The 17,786-nt window shown below is 66.1% G+C and carries 16 protein-coding genes and 1 pseudogene; 4 read left to right on the forward strand and 13 right to left on the reverse strand.

Going from position 1 to position 17,786, the window contains the following annotated elements; all coding sequences use genetic code 11:
- A pseudogene (locus ACPFL9_RS06795) lies at nt 1-417 on the forward strand (PIG-L family deacetylase); the annotation flags it as partial.
- Nucleotides 418-764: 347 nt separating this feature from the next.
- Here the strand turns inward: ACPFL9_RS06795 and ACPFL9_RS06800 are convergent.
- From ACPFL9_RS06800 to ACPFL9_RS06850, 11 genes are all read right to left on the reverse strand, one after another.
- Complete coding sequence (locus tag ACPFL9_RS06800; protein WP_426006595.1) at nt 765-992, reverse strand: hypothetical protein; 228 nt, start codon at nt 990-992, stop codon at nt 765-767.
- A gap of 53 nt (nt 993-1,045) precedes the next feature.
- Nucleotides 1,046-1,726 carry a deoxyribose-phosphate aldolase gene (gene deoC, locus ACPFL9_RS06805; RefSeq protein ID WP_426006596.1) on the reverse strand — a complete coding sequence of 227 codons (681 nt, stop codon included), beginning with the start codon at nt 1,724-1,726 and terminating at the stop codon, nt 1,046-1,048.
- A 104-nt stretch (nt 1,727-1,830) separates the two neighbouring features.
- A complete protein-coding gene (locus ACPFL9_RS06810; protein WP_426006597.1) occupies nt 1,831-2,706 on the reverse strand; it encodes an FAD-dependent oxidoreductase in 876 nt (291 codons plus the stop codon).
- A gap of 166 nt (nt 2,707-2,872) precedes the next feature.
- Entirely contained in the window at nt 2,873-4,219 is a 1,347-nt protein-coding gene (locus ACPFL9_RS06815; protein ID WP_426006598.1) for a patatin-like phospholipase family protein, read from the reverse strand.
- Nucleotides 4,216-4,677 (reverse strand): hypothetical protein, encoded by a 462-nt coding sequence (locus ACPFL9_RS06820; RefSeq protein WP_426006599.1) that lies wholly within the window; start codon nt 4,675-4,677, stop codon nt 4,216-4,218. Before ACPFL9_RS06820 ends, ACPFL9_RS06815 begins: the two co-directional genes overlap by 4 nt.
- Entirely contained in the window at nt 4,674-5,156 is a 483-nt protein-coding gene (locus tag ACPFL9_RS06825; RefSeq protein ID WP_426006601.1) for a hypothetical protein, read from the reverse strand. Before ACPFL9_RS06825 ends, ACPFL9_RS06820 begins: the two co-directional genes overlap by 4 nt.
- Nucleotides 5,153-6,124 carry an acetoacetate decarboxylase family protein gene (locus ACPFL9_RS06830; RefSeq protein WP_426006602.1) on the reverse strand — a complete coding sequence of 324 codons (972 nt, stop codon included), beginning with the start codon at nt 6,122-6,124 and terminating at the stop codon, nt 5,153-5,155. The genes ACPFL9_RS06825 and ACPFL9_RS06830 overlap by 4 nt, the downstream gene beginning before the upstream one ends.
- The gene (locus ACPFL9_RS06835) at nt 6,121-7,158 is read right to left on the reverse strand and encodes an alpha/beta hydrolase (protein ID WP_426006603.1); all 1,038 of its coding nucleotides are present in this window, start codon (nt 7,156-7,158) and stop codon (nt 6,121-6,123) included. Before ACPFL9_RS06835 ends, ACPFL9_RS06830 begins: the two co-directional genes overlap by 4 nt.
- Entirely contained in the window at nt 7,155-9,176 is a 2,022-nt protein-coding gene (locus ACPFL9_RS06840) for a hypothetical protein (protein ID WP_426006604.1), read from the reverse strand. Before ACPFL9_RS06840 ends, ACPFL9_RS06835 begins: the two co-directional genes overlap by 4 nt.
- A gap of 6 nt (nt 9,177-9,182) precedes the next feature.
- Nucleotides 9,183-11,942, reverse strand: coding sequence for a GMC oxidoreductase (locus ACPFL9_RS06845; protein ID WP_426006605.1), 2,760 nt, complete (start codon nt 11,940-11,942; stop codon nt 9,183-9,185).
- 78 nt (nt 11,943-12,020) lie between these two features.
- The gene (locus ACPFL9_RS06850; RefSeq protein WP_426006606.1) at nt 12,021-12,488 is read right to left on the reverse strand and encodes a hypothetical protein; all 468 of its coding nucleotides are present in this window, start codon (nt 12,486-12,488) and stop codon (nt 12,021-12,023) included.
- A 123-nt stretch (nt 12,489-12,611) separates the two neighbouring features.
- Between ACPFL9_RS06850 and ACPFL9_RS06855 the strand changes: the two genes are divergently transcribed.
- Nucleotides 12,612-13,205 (forward strand): dihydrofolate reductase family protein, encoded by a 594-nt coding sequence (locus ACPFL9_RS06855; protein ID WP_426006607.1) that lies wholly within the window; start codon nt 12,612-12,614, stop codon nt 13,203-13,205.
- 71 nt (nt 13,206-13,276) lie between these two features.
- The gene (locus tag ACPFL9_RS06860; RefSeq protein WP_426006608.1) at nt 13,277-13,708 is read left to right on the forward strand and encodes a LexA family protein; all 432 of its coding nucleotides are present in this window, start codon (nt 13,277-13,279) and stop codon (nt 13,706-13,708) included.
- Here ACPFL9_RS06860 and ACPFL9_RS06865 read toward each other — a convergent pair.
- Nucleotides 13,705-14,715, reverse strand: coding sequence for a LacI family DNA-binding transcriptional regulator (locus ACPFL9_RS06865; protein WP_426006609.1), 1,011 nt, complete (start codon nt 14,713-14,715; stop codon nt 13,705-13,707). The two genes, ACPFL9_RS06860 and ACPFL9_RS06865, sit on opposite strands and share 4 nt — an antisense overlap.
- A gap of 135 nt (nt 14,716-14,850) precedes the next feature.
- On the opposite strand from ACPFL9_RS06865, the gene ACPFL9_RS06870 reads away from it, so the two are divergent.
- Nucleotides 14,851-16,314: a sugar porter family MFS transporter gene (locus tag ACPFL9_RS06870; RefSeq protein ID WP_426006610.1), complete on the forward strand. Its 1,464-nt coding sequence runs from the start codon at nt 14,851-14,853 to the stop codon at nt 16,312-16,314.
- Nucleotides 16,315-16,379: 65 nt separating this feature from the next.
- Here ACPFL9_RS06870 and ACPFL9_RS06875 read toward each other — a convergent pair whose 3' ends face one another.
- Entirely contained in the window at nt 16,380-17,777 is a 1,398-nt protein-coding gene (locus tag ACPFL9_RS06875; protein WP_426006611.1) for an FAD-dependent oxidoreductase, read from the reverse strand.
- Between the last annotated feature and the right edge of the window lie 9 nt (nt 17,778-17,786).

The following is a 17,786-nucleotide window of genomic DNA, read 5'->3' on the forward strand; positions in this document are numbered from 1 at the left end:
ATGGCAGCCCAGGCGGGGAAGCGCGACATCGTTGTGGCCACGGTCTTCACGGAGGCATCGCCTCCGCCCCACACCCGGGCCGCGCTGTCCTTCATGCGGCAGTGCGGTGCCCATGACGCGGGGCGGCTGTTCGAGGACCGCCGGGCCGAGGATCATGCGGTTTTATCCGCACTGGGGGCGCAGTCCATCCATTTGGGTGCGGTGGATGCGCTGTTCAGGCGGCGGACCCCCGGCTGGAGCCTGCTCCCCGCGATCACCACCATGGCAGCAGAACGCTTCGCGCCGGAGCTGACGCACCTCTATCCCACCTACCGTTTCGATATCGCCCTCGGCCGGATCGCCAAAGGGGACCGGAGTCTGCAGCAGGACCTCCGGGCCGCCGTCGACGACCTCATGGCCGTGTCGGGAGCGGAGCTTCTGTTCTGTCCGGCCGGTGTCGGCAACCACGTGGACCACCTGATGACGCGGGAAGCCGGTGCCGGGCACCGCGACAAGATGGTCTTGTATTCCGATTTTCCCTACGACCTCCTGTCGCACCCGGACCCGGCGCTCCTGGGAGGGTTGGAGCCGTGGACATGGGAAGAAGGGATCGAGTTCAAGCCGGGATGGATCCGGCACTACGGCACCCAGGTCGGGGCCCTCTTTCCCGACGGCGTAATCCCGGTCAAACCGGAAACATACTACGTGTCAGGGCATCTCAGCCGGAGCCTTAAACACAAGACGGCCCGGGCTTTGGGCCCGGACCGCATCTTGTATCAGGAAACTCAGCTTTCGCCGGCCGAATCCGAACGGCCGAGGATGGTCTGGGGGATCCAGAACGCCAAAGCGAACAAGCCGAGGCAGACAGCCATAGGCCAGACGTTGTCCAGGGTGAGGAAGGACAGCGAGTAGATGGCGCCAAGGAAGCAGACGATGATCACGGCGAACAGGACCAGGCTGGTGCCGAGGCTGTTCTCTTTTTCAATCGGGGCGCTGGTAGCGTTCTTGGACATTCGTTCCTCCTCAGCCCTGAAGGGCTCAAAATCTGTGGCGGTCACCGGTGGCCTCAGTACGCGGATGAACCCTGTTCACCTTTGACGATGGCAATGCCGGAACTGGCGCCGATACGTGTTGCACCTGCAGCAATCATAGCCTGTGCATCGGCCAGGGACCGTACGCCGCCCGAGGCCTTCACGCCAACCCCGGGGCCAACAGTGCTGCGCATCAGGGCAACGTCTTCCACCGTTGCTCCGCCACCGTTGAATCCCGTAGAGGTTTTGACGAAGTCTGCCCCGGCCTCGACGGCGGCCTGGCAGGCGGTCACCTTTTGTTCGTCCGTCAGCATGGACGTCTCGATGATGACCTTCAGGATGGCCTCGCCGGCGTGCACGGTTTCTGCGACGGCAGCAATGTCTTCCACCAGCGCGCCCTTGTCGTTTTCGCGGGCGGAAGCCATGTTGACCACCATGTCGATCTCATTGGCGCCGTCCAGGACTGCGCCGCGTGCCTCGAACGCCTTGACGTCCGTGGGTGTCGCGCCGAGCGGGAAACCCACCACCGCGCAGGTCAGGACGCCGGATCCCTTGAGGGCCTTGGCGACGGTCTTGACCCAGATGGGGTTGACGCAGACGGACTTGAATTTGTACTCGACGGCCTCGGCGCACACCTTCAGGATTTCAGCTTCGCTGGCCTCGGGCTTCAGCAGGGTGTGGTCGATGTAGGAGGCGATGCCGGCTTGGTTGCTCATGGAATCCTTCCGTGCCGGGCGTGGCCGGCCCGGTGGCCGCAGGGTTGTCACTGCCCGTCAAAGGACCATCTTGCCATATGGGCCGGACCCGGCATCGGCCCTGCTCAGGCGGCCGCGCCGGCTGGTTCCCTGCTGCCCAGGGAGTCCCGGCGACCCAGGAGTCCGGACGCGCAGAGCGAAGCTGAGGATTCTGCCGTGAGGAGGAGCCCGAGCCGAAGGCCGTCGCAGGAGGCGGCGTCCCCGATCGCCCAGATGCCGGGTACCGAGGTGGCGAGGTCGCGTCCCACCGCAATGCCGCCGTCGGGGGCTGTGCGGAGACCGGCGCTGGCGGCCAACTCGCTGCGGGCCGTGCGTTCTTCGGCCAGGACCACCAGGTCACCGTTCATGCTGCTGCCGTCCTCGAAGAGTATGCCTGTAGCCGGCAGCGGGGAACCTGCCATGGAGGGAACGACGGCGGCCGGGCGCAGCGTGGTGCGTACGGGACGGACACCGCGGGCGCGAAGCACGGCTTCGGCCTGTCCGGCTGCCGGCCCGGTGCCCACCAGGATGCCGAGGGGACGGCGACCGACGATCCGGGTGACGTCCTTGACCGCCTCGCCGATCGCTCCGGCGTCGTCGATGGTGGAGTAGTTCAGGCCGCAGTAGGCTCCCGTGACCGGTGGCAGGGCCGGGGCGGAACCAGTGGCGATGACCAGCTGGTCGTAGGCGAACTCCATGCCGTCCACGGTGGTGACCCTCCTGGCGTCGGCGTCGATGAAGCTGGCAGCCTGGCCGAACCGGACGGATACCTGCGGCAGCTCTGCGAGTTCCAGTAACTCCTCCGGGCAGTCGTCACGGTTGCTGAGGACAGTGACGGTGCCGTTGAAAGGTTGCTGGCGGGGGATGGACTGACCGGCGAGGCGCCGCACGAGGGCCTGGGCTGCGGGGCCCGCCCCTGCGATGACGATGTGGAGGGAAGCTGCGGAGGAGGTGGCGGACATGGTGGGTCCTTTCGCTGGTAAGACCTGTTTGGTGCTGTTGGTTTTCAGCGTAGAGTGCCCTTTTTTCGCTGGTGTTTCCCGGCTGTTGCCATCTTTCGTTGTTCCGTAGCGTGCCGTTTACCGGCCGGTAATAACGTGCGTCACATCCGCTGCAGGACAGCCCTTGTCAGTACCTCCGCAGCAGCTCCCGCAGCCCGTTCGCGGCGAACCCCGCCACGGCGCCCGCCCGGTCTGCGAGGCCGTGGGCGCCCACCGGCTCCACGGAGCCCAACAGGCCTGCAGCATCCGCCAGGGACATTGTCAGTTCAGCAGTGGCATCCCCGACCTTCAGCCGGGCCCGGCGCGAGTCCATCCAGGCGTCCGGACCGGGGTCGTCGTGCAGGGTGCGCGTCACGGCGACGTCCTGCCACCCGCCGTCGAACCTGGTCCGTGCACGGTAGGTGATGTCATTGCCGTCCGTTTCCACATGTCCGCCCGCCAGGAAGGTCCGTCCGTTGAACCGGGGGTGGTCCAGGTAACCGGTGAGCTGCGGGTTTCCGCCGTCAGGTGACGAGGGCAGGATGATTGTGGCGCTGAAAGTGAGCGGCTGGCCGCCGACATCGCCCCGCAGGGTGTCGGTGAAGCGGACCCCCGGAGCGGGGTCGGTCATGGCGGTGCAGGTGTGGTCCTTGGCAACGCCATCGGGGTCCATGGTGTCGAGGTATTGCCGGGCGTCGCGGTATCCCATGGCTACGAGGGTGTCGGCATTGATCCTGCCCAGGTAGAACTCAGGGTCCAGCGGCAACGGGTGCTGCGGCCGGATCACGTGCAGGATGAAGTCGCGGCCGGCAGCGGCAGCGGCTTCGAAGTCCGCCAGCAGGGCACCCATGGCGCTCATTTCGATCATGTGCACGTACTGCTCCAACGGACCGTCGCCCCAGTACGGCGAGTTTCCGATGCACCAGATGAGCCAGACTTCGTCGGCGCCCCGCCGCAGCGCCTCCTGGACGTTGGCATCGCGCATCCATACGGCATCGGTCCACACGCGTCCGTCACGCTCCAGCGGGGCCAGGAAGATGGGCAGCGACATCCCGGCGGCCATCAACCCGGCGTCGATCCGGGTGGCGTCGATCGCGTGGCACCGCTTTTCGGTGAATTCCACGACGTTGAAGGAACCTTCGACGGCGCCCGGTTCCGTCGCCCGGCTGCGGATGGTTGCGTCGTTGATCCCCAGGGCAGGGAAGACCTTCTGCAGGATGCCGTCAGCATCTCCCAGGGCAGGGAGGGACCACGGCCCTTTGAGGTAGTTGCCCAGTGGGAGGGCGGAGCCGAAATCCTTCACGTCCACCGCTGACCACCGGCTGCACATGTCGGCAGGTCCGATACCTGAGAGCAGCATTCCCGCCGTCAGGATGCCGCCGGATGTGCCGTCAACATGGTGGAACGCCAGGTTTTCCTCATCGAGTGCCTTCATGACCCCGGCTTGCCAGGCCACCCTCATCCCGCCGCCGGCCAGCACCAGGGAGCGTTTCATGGGGCCAGGCTTTGAGGCCGCTGGCTGCCGGGCTTGATGCGAAGCCAGTATGCGAAGAGGAGCGCCGCCGTCGCGAGGTCGAAGAACGCGACCAGGAGGGCCAGTGGAGAGAACACGCCGTTCAGGACCCCGATGCCGACGGCGCCAAAGGCGCCTGCTTTCTGGACGCCCGACCACAGGACGACTTCGGGGGATGGCCGGGCGGCCAGCAGCGTGTGGAGGAGCAGGCCGCCCACCACCACCATGAACATGCCCACCGTCCCGAAGAGCTGGACCGCACCCGGAGTCGGGTCGCCTCCGATGAGCCGCAGGATGGTGGAACCAAAGGGGATCTGGGAGGCTCCGGTGAGGATGGTGATGACCGCGATCGCAGCAAGGACGGCCCGCAGGGGGTCGGCCCGGGTCCAGGCGCGAACGCTGCCCTGCCGCGCAGGGTAGGCGGGCTGGTGGGCGGTCATGCGAACGTCTCCCACAGCTTGCCGCGGTCCACCAGGAGCCACACGATTGCTGCCCAGGTGAGCGTGGAAACGTAGAACCTGATGTCGTTCAGCAGCATCCAGCGTTTGAGGAGGGACCGCAGTTCCGTGTCGTCGGCAAAGTCGCCACCCCGGATCCGGACATTGATGGGGATTATGAGGCCTTGGCCCACCCACGTCAGCACCACGATCCCCACCAGGCAGATGATGGCCGGGACCAGGCGAAGAGTGCCCCACTCGGACCAGACCAGGATGCCCCCGGAGATGAACATGAGGGGGACCACCGCCGTGAAGAACCTGGTAGCCGCGTGCGTGGGAATCCCGAAGTAGGTGTCAACGTTATCGCGTGACAGGCCGTGCCAGGTGGGGTAGAGGAAGAGCTTCAGGACCCACATGGTGCCCACGTACATGGTGGCGCCGAACAGGAAGTAGAGGGCATTGGCAAGGAGGAGCCAGTTCATTGGGCACCGCCTCCCGGGTGGACAGCGCCGGTGACGCGGCTCCGGTCCGGTGGGGCCAGCCATTCCTGGCCCTGCCCCAGGTTCACCACGCTGTCCAGCATCTCTCCTCCCCGGAGCCCTGCGGCGCCTGCTTCTGTGGGGGCGGTGAGGAACCAGGCCTCGTAGTGGTCGTCCAGGACGCCGTGGGCTTGCGGCAGCCAGGCGGTGAAGACCGGTTTGGGTTCCACTTGCAGGTTCTTGAGTGGTTCGACGCCGGGGGCGTCACCGAGGACGAGCCGGGCCTTGGCCGCGGACCCCAGGGCGATGTCACCGGTGGCTTCGAAGTAGATGTCCGATTTCCAGAGCATGTTCCGGAAGACGCAGTAGTTGGAAGCGGCGAGCTTGAGCGGCAGCCCTGTTGGGCCCGGTGCTGCGGGCCGTTCGATTTCGACGTAGCAGCCCAGTTGGCCGTCCTTGTCGTACTGCGCGGAAACCGTGGAGTCGGTGACCACGAAGTCCAGGTTGGCCTGGTGCTTGGGCATGCCCCAGATTCCTTTTCCTCCCTTGACGGAGATTTCCGAACTGACGGGGAGGTCCACCACGAACTGTCCCAGGCGGAAGGTCTTCTGGAACAACAGCGGAAGGATGGGTGGTGCAGGCCTGTGGCCGTGCGTGATGGCGATGGCCAGCGAATACTCGATGTATTTGCCGATGTCCGTTGACTTGTAGTTGACCACGGTGACCACCAACAGGCCTTTGCCACCCAGGCTGAACGGCCGCAGTTCAGAACCGGGCAGGGCTGCGGCGGCCGCTTTCTTGTTGATCGGGAAGGCGGCCATGAGCACAGGGGAGTCGTCGGAGTTGACGGGCATGGTGTATTTGATGCCGTCCGCCAGTGCATGGTGGCCCCGCAGGCGTTCCTGGCGCCGGGGGACCGGGGAGGGCATGAGTTTGAGCAGCGGGGTGGCCAGTTCGGTGAGTGTTTTCACGAGTTCAACTCCTTGACGATCACCGGGAACGTGTCCTGCCATGCTTGGTCGCCGAAGAAGACGTCCAGGTGGCCGTAGCCGGGAATGAGGTGCAGTGTGTCTTTCCCGGGCCGGTGCTTCTGGAAGAACGCATGGGTGCGTTGTTGGCTTTCGGGGAGGAAGCACCGGTTGTCCAGGCCCGCGATGAAGGCGAACCTGGCGTCCGTGCGGGGCGCCTGCGCGGTGAAGTCCTCCGGCAGTTCGGGGTGGTTCCCCGCCGCGACCATGTGGCCGGCGCGGATGCTGCGGCCCATTTCCTCGAAGAATGTCACCGGCACTTCGGCAAATTCACCGCTGAGCCATTGGTGGGTTTGGTCGCTGAGGTTTTCGTGGGACCAAAGGGCCGGACGCCCGCTGCCGTAGGTGAAGCTGACCATCTTGCAGACCGTGTTGTCGCATTCGTGGTGCGTGGCCTTGACCATCCCGCGGATCGCCCGGGTGAAGTAGCCCTGGGATTTGTAGCCCCAGGCGGGGGACAGGTATGGAGTGAAGGCTTTGACGACCGGTGTAAGGTAGTCGATCTTCAGCCGGGAGAACGCCGGCACCACGGGGTGGAGGGAGACGGCGTTGGACACGATGGTGTCAACGTGCGGCAACAGTCCAGCGACCGCCGACATGGTGAAGGACGTGGAGCCCTGGCAATGGATGACAGCTTTCAGGCTGCGGGCTCCGGTGGCCTGGAGTACGTGGTCCACGGCCGCGGGATGGTCGTATACGGCAGCGTCGGCGAGGGTCCAGGACAGCGGCTCAAGATCGATGGATGCCCGCCAGTTCAGCATCCAGACATCCCACCCGTCTTCCAGCAGGACGTCCACCACGGTGGTGCGGACCGGGGGCCTGAACAGTTCGGCCCTGACTCCGGACCCATGGACAAGGAGGACCGGTCCTTTGCTTGCCTCCGCCGGCGACGTGACGTGGACCAGGCTCAGCGGTGTGTTGTCCCGGGCTCGGAACGGGATGACCTCGGTCCGGTGCTCGGCACGGGTGATGATCATGGTGCGGTTCCCTTCCGTGCGATGGTGATGGGTTCTTCAAGCAGTTCCACGGCGGGCGGGCCGGCCTCCGGGACCAGCCGCGCGCCGTCGTCGTCGTTGTCGGCAAACCGCCAGTCACGGCAGATGGTGTCCACCACCAGCGGGTAGACCGTGAGCGTGCCGTCCGCGGCGAGGTGGAGGCGGAGGAAGCCCTTGTGGTCCTCGATCGACTGCCCGGACATCCTCCAGGACGCCACTTCGCCGCTGGGCGTTGCCAGGATGAACAGGGCAAAGGCTTCGCTGCCCAGCGTCCACCCGCCGGCATGGAACAGTGCCAACGCCAGGACCACGACCACGACGTCCGGCCACGTGCCGGGCCAGGGGATGATGATCACGACGGCGGCGCTCACCGCGAGCGCGCAGAGCTGGTAAAGCGCGCCCCGGGCAAAGACCACGACCCCGGCGGCGGCCTGTCCCATGGCCCTGGCTGCCAGGGAGACCAGCGCCAGCAGGAGGGGGATGGCAAGGACCAGGACTGCGAGGCCCGGCAGTTTGGTGCTGCGGGCCATGTCCCGGAGCGTGTCCACGTAGGATGCGCCGTGGAAGGCGCTGAGGACTGTCCAGAGGGTGAGCGCGGCGACGACGTGCAGGACTCCGAGCGAGGCGCCGAAGCCTGGATTGCGGAGGGGAAGCCACGAGGACGACAGGGGGTTGGCGAGCCGGGCGCCCAGCACGTGGGAGTCCTCCGGGCGCGGGTAGCCGGCGGGGGCCTTGGTGAACAGGCGGCTGCCTGGCGCCGTTTTGGTCTGCGGTCCGGCGGAGTGGTGGGCGGTTGCTGCGTGGGGCGGCAGGGCCAGCTGGCCTGGTAGTCCCCGGGCGTCGGAGAGGTAGGCGCCGCCCAGGCCGCAGGTGATCAGCTGCGTCGCCGTGGGCTGGGGGCCTCCGGTCAGGTCTTCGGCGTACCGGGAGTAGTGGTGCAGGTCGCCGGTCAGCCAGAGCCGGACTTCCGCTCCGGTGGGTTCGAACAGGCCGGTCTCCGGGTTGAAGCGTCGCCGAAGGTAGTCCTGTTCGAAGAAGTGCACCTGCCTGAATTCGTTGTGATGGTCTCCGGCGGCGTCCGGGCTCGTGGCGGGTGCGTCAACCCAGAAGGGAGCTGCGACGCAGAGGATGATGGCGTCCCCGGGCTGCAGTTGTCGGGTGACGTTTTGGTAGAAGTAGTCCAGCTGTGGTTCGTCGATGTATTGGCCCAGTTGGCTGTCCAGGCCAAGGAGCCACCAGCCCGGGGTGCCGGGGAGATCGGGTGTTGGGGGCCGGCCCGTGAGGCGCACGGCGAAGTAGCTTCGGGTTTGGATCGTCCGCCAGCTGCCAATGGCCCGCTGGCGGGTAAACACGCGGATGAAGGACGTCAGGCCGTCGTACCAGTCATGGTTCCCCGGCAGGGCCAGCATGATGGGTGGCTTGTTGTTGGGTCCGCTCTGCGCGTTTTCCGGCTGATTTGGGCCGTTCTGCGGGCACGGCAACGGGCGGGCAGGGAAGGCTGTCCTGTACGGCCCGGCCATCCGGTTCTCGTAGGCGGCGGGGGAGGCGACCGGGTAGACCTCGTCGCCGCCGAGTACCAGGACCTGGCCCCTGGGCAGTTCACGTCCGTTGACCGCGAGCGCTTCCTGGGCCAGGAGCCACGCAACGGTGTAGGTGGCGTCGAAGCCGTCGCCCAGGTCTGCCGTAAAGTCGAGCCAGAGCTCTTCAGGTCCGGTGTCCGGGTTGTTGCCGCGACTTTGAAGTTCGCGGGGGTGGGGCAGGCCGCGGCTTCCGACGGGTGGCTGCGCGGGCTGGCCCGGTGTCGGGAGCGTGTGCAGGCTGAGGTGGTCGGCGGGAAAGCTTCCTTCGAGCTCGCGTTTGTCACCGAAGTCGGCGAAAACCGTAGCTGCCGCCACTTTGAGGGCTGTCCTTGCCAGCGATGCGGGTGAGAGCCAGCGGACCGCCGGCTGCGGGGTGAATCCGAGTGCGGCACGGTGGTGGGTGAGCTCCCGGCTTTTCATTCGTGGTCAGCGTCCTCGCCGGGGCCGGGGCTGCGTCCCGGCTCTACCGGATGTCCCGGCTGTCCCGCGGGGACCGCCCCGGAGCGGGAAGGGAACACGTGGGACGCCGTTGCCGTACACCTGCAGGAGTTCCCCGCCGAACAGCTTCATGAACGCCGCCAGGCCCGCTGCCGGTGCGGGCCCTTCGGCCCGGAATGTGGTCAGTTGCCTCGCGAAGTCCAGCGGCCGGATGTAGAGGATGCCGGCTCCCACCACGCCCTCCCGTTCCGTGGCAGTGGACGCGGCTGGTTCGCTGGCAGCCTCTTCCGGGACGTGGCCGCGGAGGATGGTGGCGTACAGGACCGTGGTGTCCGGCCACAGGTCGAATCCGGCCTCGTTGTGGATGAGTTTGTGACCGGTGAACGTGAAGGGTGTGCCGCCGGGGTCCCGAAGCCACAGCCGGTACAGCATGCGTCGGGCGGGGCGGCCGTCGGGCGAGGCGTCCTCGACGAACAGGTTGAACCAGCCGCGTTCCACCGGCATGCGGCCGCCGAAGTAGTCGGCCAACACGTAGCCTTCGGCGTGGGCGGGGTGGCGCGGGTCGGCCACGAAGGCGTCGATGTCCCGGGCCGTAATCGTCAGCTCGAACATGATTTTGCGGCTGCGGTCCCGCCCCAGGCTGCGGCCCCGTTCGGGGTCGGTCACGCCGGGGCTGAACCATCCGTGCATCTGTTCTGTGAAGCGTACCGATGTCGCTTCCTGTGGATTTCCGGCCATTGCGGGGCCGAGGCTCCGGCTCCGGACGCGGGGTTCGGGTTCCGTCCGGGCTGCCGGCTTTTCCTCGGGGGCCGCTTTCCCTTTGGTCGCGTCCGGCGCCAAGGCCCGCGGAGCCAGCGCACCGGCGTCGACGACGGCGCCCGCAGCTTCCCGCTGAACGGTCACCGTTCCGCCGGGGTCGCCTGCACTGCTTGTCCGGCCGTTAGCGTCCGGTCCGACGGCGTCTGCCGGAGTGATGCCGCGGTGGCGCGGGGTGTCCGGGACGTCGAGGACGTGGGCACAGGTGCGTTCCGCGAACGCCGAGATGGTCAGGGAAGGGTTGGCGCCTACAGGGCCGGGCATGGCCGCACCGTCCACCACGAACAGGCCCGGGTACCCGAAGACCTCACCGTAGGAGTCGCAGACGGCCTCGCCTGGGTGGCGTCCGGAGGGGGCTCCGCCGATCGGGTGGACTGTGATGACGCGCTTGGCCCACCACAGTGGATTGTCGATGAAGTCGCCGTCCAGATCCTGTGCGATCGCTTCCATGGTTGCCCGGACCCGGGTGAAATACTCCTTGGAGGTAGCCATGGTCCACGAGATCGCGAGCCGTCCGTCACGGAGGGTCAAGACGCCGTCGGGAATGTCCCGGCCCATGCCCAGCAGCGGCACGGAACTCGAGGACAACCGGCCGTCTCCCAGCGCAGCCGCCAGGTCCGCCGAAACGTTGGAACGGCCCGCGTCGAAGAGCCTGTCCTTGAGCAAACGGGCTGCCACCTTTGCCGTTCTCTTGACCGTGGTTCCGAGCTGGGCCGTTTCCATGAGCCAGTTGATGAAGGCCGGATACCCGGCGTCCTCCACGTAGTAGCCCCGGCCGTCGCCGTCGTCGTCATTAACATCCGGCACCCTGATGGCTGTGGTGATCACCGGGCCGCGGCTGCCGGTGAGTGTCCGCACGCCGGGCGGTGAACCGTTCTGTGCCGGTGTCTTGGCGCCCATCACGAACGTCAGGAGGTCTCCGTTCCCACTGAACCGGGTCCCCAGGGCGTCGCTGAGCGCGGGCAGGGAACCCCGGTTCCGCAGCAGGAGGAAGTTGGTGCCGAACGTCCCCGCGCCCAGGAAGAGCCGCTTGCAGTGGATGATCTGTTCGGTGAGCAGACCACCCCGGTTATCCGGCCGGTGGACCACGAACCGTACCTCGTAGCCGCCGCCGTCCAGTGGCCTGATGCCGCGGACATCATGGAACGTGCGGATGTCCGCGCCCAGGGCAGCGGCCGCGGAAAGGTAGTTGTGGTCCAGGGTGTTCTTGGCGCCCGCGTTGCAGCCGATGTCGCACTCGCCGCTGAGCGTGCAGGTGGTCCGCACCGTGCCGGGACCGTGGATACTGCCATAGTCCGGCAGCCTGAGGGGTTGGTTGGTCCGGGGCTCACCGTCCCGTTCGGCGGCGAAGGTGACGGCGATGGGCGGCCGGGAGATGTTCAGTCCGAGGTTGGCGGCTGTTTTCTCCATGGCGAGCGTTTTGGCCGTGTCCCGGTAAGGATAGGGGACCGGACGGAGCATCTCCTCCGCGGCCTGGTAGTAGGGGTCGAGGTCGGCTCGCGTGAAGGGCCAGTTCTCGTAGCCACCACCCGGGACCGGTGACTCCTTGACGAACCACTTTTCATCCTTGCGGAGCAACACGTTGGCGTAGATGAGCGAGCCGCCGCCCAGCCCGCTGGATACCAGCCCCTCCGTGCCCCGGAATGTCCAGGCGTCGAACAGCCCGTACAACCCGCGGTCCGGGTCCCAGAAGTTGCGGCCCATCTCGGAAGGGGAACGCGCGAAGCTCCCCGGCGGGTACGGTTTGCCGCGCTCCATGAGCACCACCGACTGGCCCGCCTCTGCCAGTCGAAGGGCAACCACGGATCCGCCGAACCCGGAGCCCACCACCACGGCGTCCACTTTTTCCGGCGTTCCGTTGCTGCGGCGTGGAGCATCATCGGCGGTTCGGTATCCCGCATCCCCAGTGTTCCCGGTCCCCAGACGACCCATGGCCGTTCCTCTCACAGGAGAACTGACCTGAAGACATGCCGTGCGTGGCCGGGCGATGCCTCCGCGGACTATTGGCCCTTATGTTCCCACCGGGCCCCGGTTCTGTCCATGAGGTGGAGTAATCCGCGTGTACACCATGTCGAAGTCATGCTCCAGTGGCCCGCCCGGGTACGTGCCACGTTCCAGGCGGGCGGTGATGGTGTTGCCGTCGTTGCTGATGCGGCCGATAAAGCGCTGGGGCCAATCCGGGCCGTCCCTGAAAAGGATCCACTCGTTGTCCTTGAGGGTCATGTCGTAAATCCGGGCGACGCCCCGCGAGTCGTAGTAATGCTGCTGGAATGCTCCGTCGGAGCCGGTAGCCCCGATAATGCTGACCGCGTTGGGGTATTCGGGCCGTTGGACCGTGGCACGCTGGATCAGAAAGCCCCCGCCCTCCAGCCATTCGAAGCTCGTCCGACCACTCGTTTCGGCGCTGGGAATGGTGGTTTCCCATTCGCCGACCAGGATGTCCAGTTGATCCAGTGTGGGTTGTGGTTCCCGTGCCATCACTGTCCTCTCTCGCGTGCGAACAGGTTCAGGCTAGGACCCGGGCGCTGCACTGCATAGGGTTTTGTTGCTCCGTTTCCGCAAGGCCGTGACCACGCCCGGAAGCGGTGGCAGGATATGCGCATGAGCCGAGTCACCTGCGATCTCACAGTGTCCCTTGACGGCTACGTTGCCGGACCACGCCAGAGCCTGGAAGAACCGCTGGGTGCGGGCGGCGAAACGTTGCACCGGTGGCAGTTCGAGGAACGCGAGGCCAATGCAGCGGAGGTGGCGGGCATTCTCGACGCCGGGGCGTACATCATGGGGCGGAACATGTTCGCAGGGCCTGGAAACGGGCCGTGGTCGGCGGACTGGCGCGGCTGGTGGGGTGAGGAACCGCCGTACCACGCGCCCGTATTCGTCCTGACCCGTCATCCCCGAAAGTCCTTGGAGATGCAGGGCGGAACCACGTTCCACTTTGTCACGGAGGGTATTGAAGCCGTTCTTTCCAAGGCCCGTGAGGCAGCAGGCGGCAAGGACGTCGCTGTTGCGGGTGGGGCGTCGACGGCCAGGCAGTTCCTTTCTGCCGGGTTCATCGACGAACTCCGGCTCCACGTCGCACCGATCGTCCTGGGCGGTGGCGAGCGTCTGCTCGATGGTGTGGGAGACCTGAAGCTTGAGCCCCTGGAAGTCCGTGGGACACGCCTGGTGTCCCACCTTCGCTACAAGGTGGGCTGACCAGCTGACCGTAATGTCCGGCATCCGCTGTACACTCAAATATCGAACATATATTCGAATAAAGGTGTGTTGTGGGCGTGATAGTCGGCCCCCGCGTGATAGATGCGGGCTTATCCATTGTGTCGGTGCTGTTGGCTCCCGTGGCCGTTCCGGCCGGTTATCCATCGCCGGCCCAGGACTACTTTGACGGGCGCATAGACCTGAACGAGCACTTGATCAAGGACGTCACCAGTACCTACGTGGTGCGGGTGACCGGCCAGTCCATGGAGGGCGCCGGTATCAGTGACGGAGATGAGTTGATCGTCAACCGGGCGCTCGAACCCAAGGATGGGTCCGTGGTGGTGGCCGTTCTGGATGGCGAGCTGACCATCAAAAGGCTTCGCATTACGCCGTCCGGCGTGGTGCTCCAGGCGGACAACCCCAAGTATCCGGATATCCGGGTGCCCGCACTGTCCGAGTTGACCATTTGGGGTGTGGCCACCACGTGCCTGCACCACGTTTAAGGGGCGGGGGCGGCTGTGGAGTTCCGCAGTACTAGTTGTGGCATCAGGCGCCTGTCCGTGACCGGGGCGTCGGGGTTGTTGAGCCGCTCCAGTGCGGTCTCTCCAGCCAGTCGGCCCAAGTCCAGGGCGTGAAGGTCAATGGACGTCAGGTCGATGCCGTGCAGGCGGGCTGTCCGGGAATTGTCGTAACCCACCAGGGACAGGTCGCCGGGAACCTTCAGGCCGCGTGCGAACGCGGCCTCCCGGACACCGAGCGCAAATTGGTCGTTGTGGGTGAAGATCGCCGTGGGTCGATCCGGCGTGTCGAGAAGGGTGTAAGCGGCCCGTTCGCCGGCTTCCTGGGTGTAGTCCGCTGCGGTCACCACGTGCGGTACCAGCCCGGCGCCGGTCATGGTCCGTTCATAGCTTTTGCGGCGGACGGTATGGCCGTGGTGCTCCGGTCCGGCGACGTGGGCGATGCGCCGGTGGCCCAGTGCAAGCAAGTGTTCGGTGGCCGCGCGGGCGCCGGCGTCGTCGTCGGAGTAGATGCTGTCCACGCCCTCCACCCTGCGCGCCACGCTGACCAGGGGTACCACCTGTGCAAGCTCATGCACTTGCTGGTCGGTGTCCAGCAGGGTAGCGGCGATGATGATGCCCATCCGCGCCTCGATCAACGAATCCACCGCACCCCGGTCCACGCCGTCGAGGGTCCGCGAAACGCTGAGGATCAGCCGGTTGCGCTCATGGGGCAATGCACTGCGGACGCCGTTGAGGATGTCTGCGTAGACATCGTTGCGGATATCCATGAGGTAAAGCCCGACGGCGGAGCGATGCTTGCGTGCCAGGTCCGCGGCTACCGCGTTGGGTCGGTAACCCAGACGCTTTGCGGCGTCCAGGATTGCCTGCCGGGTTTCGCCGCTGACCCCCGGGGCTCCGCGGAAGGCGAAGGAAACCAAGGTCCGGGACACTCCAACTTCACGCGCCACATCGTTCTGCGTGGCCGGGCGTCGCTGATGGTCGGGTGCCATGGACCCATCCTCCCACGCCCGCGACGTCACTTGTTCGTCATTTGTTAGTTTGACCTTACATTTAAACCTTTCGCGCGTTAGTCTTGTTTCAGAGCGGGTGGTTATGACCCGCACCACACTGACAAAGGAGTCCTGATGTCTGCTACGCAAATGCAGCGGGATGGCGCGCCCGGCCTATCACTTCCTCCCCTCACCGGGGGACCGCACCGCAAGCGCCTCGGTCTCGTCGCCCTGGTCGCCACCTTCGGTGGCCTGCTGTTCGGTTATGACACGGGCGTGATCAATGGCGCCCTCCGGCCAATGACGGCCGAACTTTCCCTCACCCCGCTCACGGAAGGGATTGTCACCAGCTCGCTGCTGTTCGGGGCGGCCGCCGGGGCAGTCGCCGGCGGCAGGCTCTCCGACGGATGGGGGCGGCGGAAGACCATCATCCTGCTTGCCACCCTGTTCTTCGCCGGAACCCTGGCCTGCGTCTTCGCTCCGGGTTTTGAAGTCATGGTTCTGGGGCGGATCATCCTCGGCCTCGCAGTGGGCGGTGCATCCACCGTGGTTCCTGTTTTCCTGGCGGAGCTGGCACCCTATGAAATCCGTGGCTCCCTGGCAGGGCGCAATGAACTCATGATCGTTATCGGTCAGTTGGCCGCATTCGTGGTTAATGCCATCATCGGCAACCTCTGGGGCGAATTCGGCGGAGTCTGGCGCATCATGCTCGCCGTGGCCGCGGTGCCGGCCGTCGCTCTGTTCTTCGGGATGCTCCGGATGCCGGAATCACCGCGCTGGCTCATCTCCAAGGGCCGCAGCCAGGAGGCGCTTGCCGTCCTCAAGACCATCCGCTCCGAGGAACGCGCAGAAGCGGAAATGGCGGATGTCAAGCATCTGGCCGACGAGGAGAGGGCTTCGAAGGCGACCTCCTGGGGTGCGCTGAAGGACAAGTGGATCCTGCGCATCATCCTGGTGGGCATCGGCTTGGGTGTTGCCCAGCAGCTGACAGGCATCAACTCGATCATGTACTACGGCCAGTCCGTGCTCGTTGAAGCGGGATTCGACTCCAGTGCGGCCCTCATCGCCAACATTGCCCCCGGCGTTATCGCGGTGGTGGGCGGCGTGATAGCCCTGGCCCTGATGCAGCGCATGAACCGCCGCACCACCCTGCTCCTTGGGTTCACCTTGACCACGGTCTGCCACTTCCTGATCGGTATCGCCTCCATCCTGCTCCCCGTGGGCAGCGGGGCGCGTCCGTTCGTGATCCTCTTCCTGGTGGTGGCCTTCGTTGGATCCATGCAGACTTTCCTGAACATCGCCGTATGGGTCATGCTGTCCGAAATCTTCCCGCTGCACGTGCGTGGCTTCGCTATCGGGTTGTCGGTCTTCTGCCTGTGGATCGCCAATGCGCTCCTGGGCCTCTTCTTCCCGACCCTGGTAGCGGGCGTTGGTATCACCGGAACGTTCTTCCTGTTTGGGGTGGTAGGCATCCTTGCCCTGGTCTTCATCTACACGCAGGTTCCGGAAACCCGCGGCCGTACCCTGGAGGCGCTTGAGGAAGACGTGACCACCGGCGCCATCTACTTGGTGCACCGGAAAGAATCCGTGAACTCCTGACCCCTGAAGGCCCGGGAACAGAGCAGCGCAGCACGTCCGGACGTGCTGCGCTGCTCTGTGCTGGTCTAGAGTGTCTGCCCGCCGGAACGGCCGTGGGCGAGCCCGGTCGGGAAGCCGGCAAATGCGGGTTCCGGAGTCACACAGCATCCGCCCTGGGATCCGGCGTTTTGGGATGCCGTGGTGGCGCCCGCTGCGGGGACGTCACAGCTGGTGCCGGCGTCAGTGGAGCAGACCCCGGTTTCGGGCAGTTCCAGGTGAACGGTGTTGGCTGCTGCGTGGTCACCCGCGAGGGCTGCGGCAACAGAACGGACTTGCTCGTAGCCAGTGGCGAGCAGGAACGTCGGGGCGCGACCGTAGGACTTCATGCCGGCGATGTAGAAGTCCTTTTCCGGGTGGGCGAGCAATGCCGCTCCATGGGGTGGAACGGTGCCGCACGAATGGAACTCAGGATCGATCAGCGGCCCCAGCCCGGTGGGTGCTTCCACTGCCGGGTCCAGGTTCAGACGCAGTTCGCGCAGGATGTCCAGGTCCGGCCGGAACCCGGTGCAGGGCACAATGACGTCGGCGTCGATAGTGCGTCCGTCGACCGCTTCAACCGTGACGCGCGTGCCGAGGGATTTCAAGGCGGCGATGCCGAACCCGGTGTGGAGTTCGATGGTTCCGCGCTCCACCAGGCGGCGGAGCCGGGACCCGAGTTGGCCGCGGGCGGGCAGCCCGTCGGCGTCACCACCACCGTAAACCTTCTCAGCCGACGCGCCACGGACGGCCCACAGGATAGTGGTGTCCGGTGCGTCCTTGGCGAGGTCTGCGAGGTTGATCAGGGTGTTCGCTGCTGAGTGGCCGGCTCCGACGACGAGGACACGGCGACCGGTGAACGTGGCACGGTCCCGTCCTGCAACGTCAGGCAGGGGCAAGGAGATCCGCCCGGTGGCTTCTTCTTCGCCAATTGCGGGCAGTCCGGAGGTGCCGAGGGGGTTGCGGGTGGACCAGGTGCCCGAGGCGTCGATCACGGCAGCGGCCACGTGGTCGCGGATCACGCCGCCGTCGTGTTCAACGCGGACGACGAACGGGGTGGTGTCCCGCTCACGTACGTGGGTTTTGTCCAGGCCCTGGCGGGTCACAGCGACAACTTTCGCGCTGGTTTGGAGGCGGGTGGCGATTGCTGTGGTGGCGGCCAAGGGGGTGAGGTAGTTGTCGATGAGTTCGCCGCCATAAGGCAGGGCTGTGGGACGGGGTTGCTCCCAACCCGTCGCCTGGAGCAGGCGGACGGCAGCGTCGTCGAGGTTGAAGCGCCACGGGGAGAACAGCCGGATGTGCCGCCATTGTTCGATGGCCGCACCGGCGGTCGGGCCTGCTTCGAAGATGACCGGTTCCAGCCCGCGTTCCAGGAGGTGGGCGGCTGTGGCAAGGCCGATGGGCCCTGCCCCGATCACGGCGACGGGAAGGTTCTTCGTTGAATCCATGCTGTCCTC

It is taken from the genome of Paenarthrobacter sp. NyZ202 (genome assembly GCF_049860755.1).
Classification (GTDB): domain Bacteria; phylum Actinomycetota; class Actinomycetes; order Actinomycetales; family Micrococcaceae; genus Arthrobacter.

Excerpts from the sequence above, each read along its gene's own strand:
- ACPFL9_RS06800 (WP_426006595.1), bottom strand. The coding sequence starts at position 992 with ATGTCCAAGAACGCTACCAGCGCCCCGATTGAAAAAGAGAACAGCCTC.
- deoC (WP_426006596.1), bottom strand. The coding sequence starts at position 1,726 with ATGAGCAACCAAGCCGGCATCGCCTCCTACATCGACCACACCCTGCTG.
- ACPFL9_RS06810 (WP_426006597.1), bottom strand. The coding sequence starts at position 2,706 with ATGTCCGCCACCTCCTCCGCAGCTTCCCTCCACATCGTCATCGCAGGG.
- ACPFL9_RS06815 (WP_426006598.1), bottom strand. The coding sequence starts at position 4,219 with ATGAAACGCTCCCTGGTGCTGGCCGGCGGCGGGATGAGGGTGGCCTGG.
- ACPFL9_RS06820 (WP_426006599.1), bottom strand. The coding sequence starts at position 4,677 with ATGACCGCCCACCAGCCCGCCTACCCTGCGCGGCAGGGCAGCGTTCGC.
- ACPFL9_RS06825 (WP_426006601.1), bottom strand. The coding sequence starts at position 5,156 with ATGAACTGGCTCCTCCTTGCCAATGCCCTCTACTTCCTGTTCGGCGCC.
- ACPFL9_RS06835 (WP_426006603.1), bottom strand. The coding sequence starts at position 7,158 with ATGATCATCACCCGTGCCGAGCACCGGACCGAGGTCATCCCGTTCCGA.
- ACPFL9_RS06840 (WP_426006604.1), bottom strand. The coding sequence starts at position 9,176 with ATGAAAAGCCGGGAGCTCACCCACCACCGTGCCGCACTCGGATTCACC.
- ACPFL9_RS06845 (WP_426006605.1), bottom strand. The coding sequence starts at position 11,942 with ATGGGTCGTCTGGGGACCGGGAACACTGGGGATGCGGGATACCGAACC.
- ACPFL9_RS06850 (WP_426006606.1), bottom strand. The coding sequence starts at position 12,488 with ATGGCACGGGAACCACAACCCACACTGGATCAACTGGACATCCTGGTC.
- ACPFL9_RS06855 (WP_426006607.1), top strand. The coding sequence starts at position 12,612 with ATGAGCCGAGTCACCTGCGATCTCACAGTGTCCCTTGACGGCTACGTT.
- ACPFL9_RS06865 (WP_426006609.1), bottom strand. The coding sequence starts at position 14,715 with ATGGCACCCGACCATCAGCGACGCCCGGCCACGCAGAACGATGTGGCG.
- ACPFL9_RS06870 (WP_426006610.1), top strand. The coding sequence starts at position 14,851 with ATGTCTGCTACGCAAATGCAGCGGGATGGCGCGCCCGGCCTATCACTT.
- ACPFL9_RS06875 (WP_426006611.1), bottom strand. The coding sequence starts at position 17,777 with ATGGATTCAACGAAGAACCTTCCCGTCGCCGTGATCGGGGCAGGGCCC.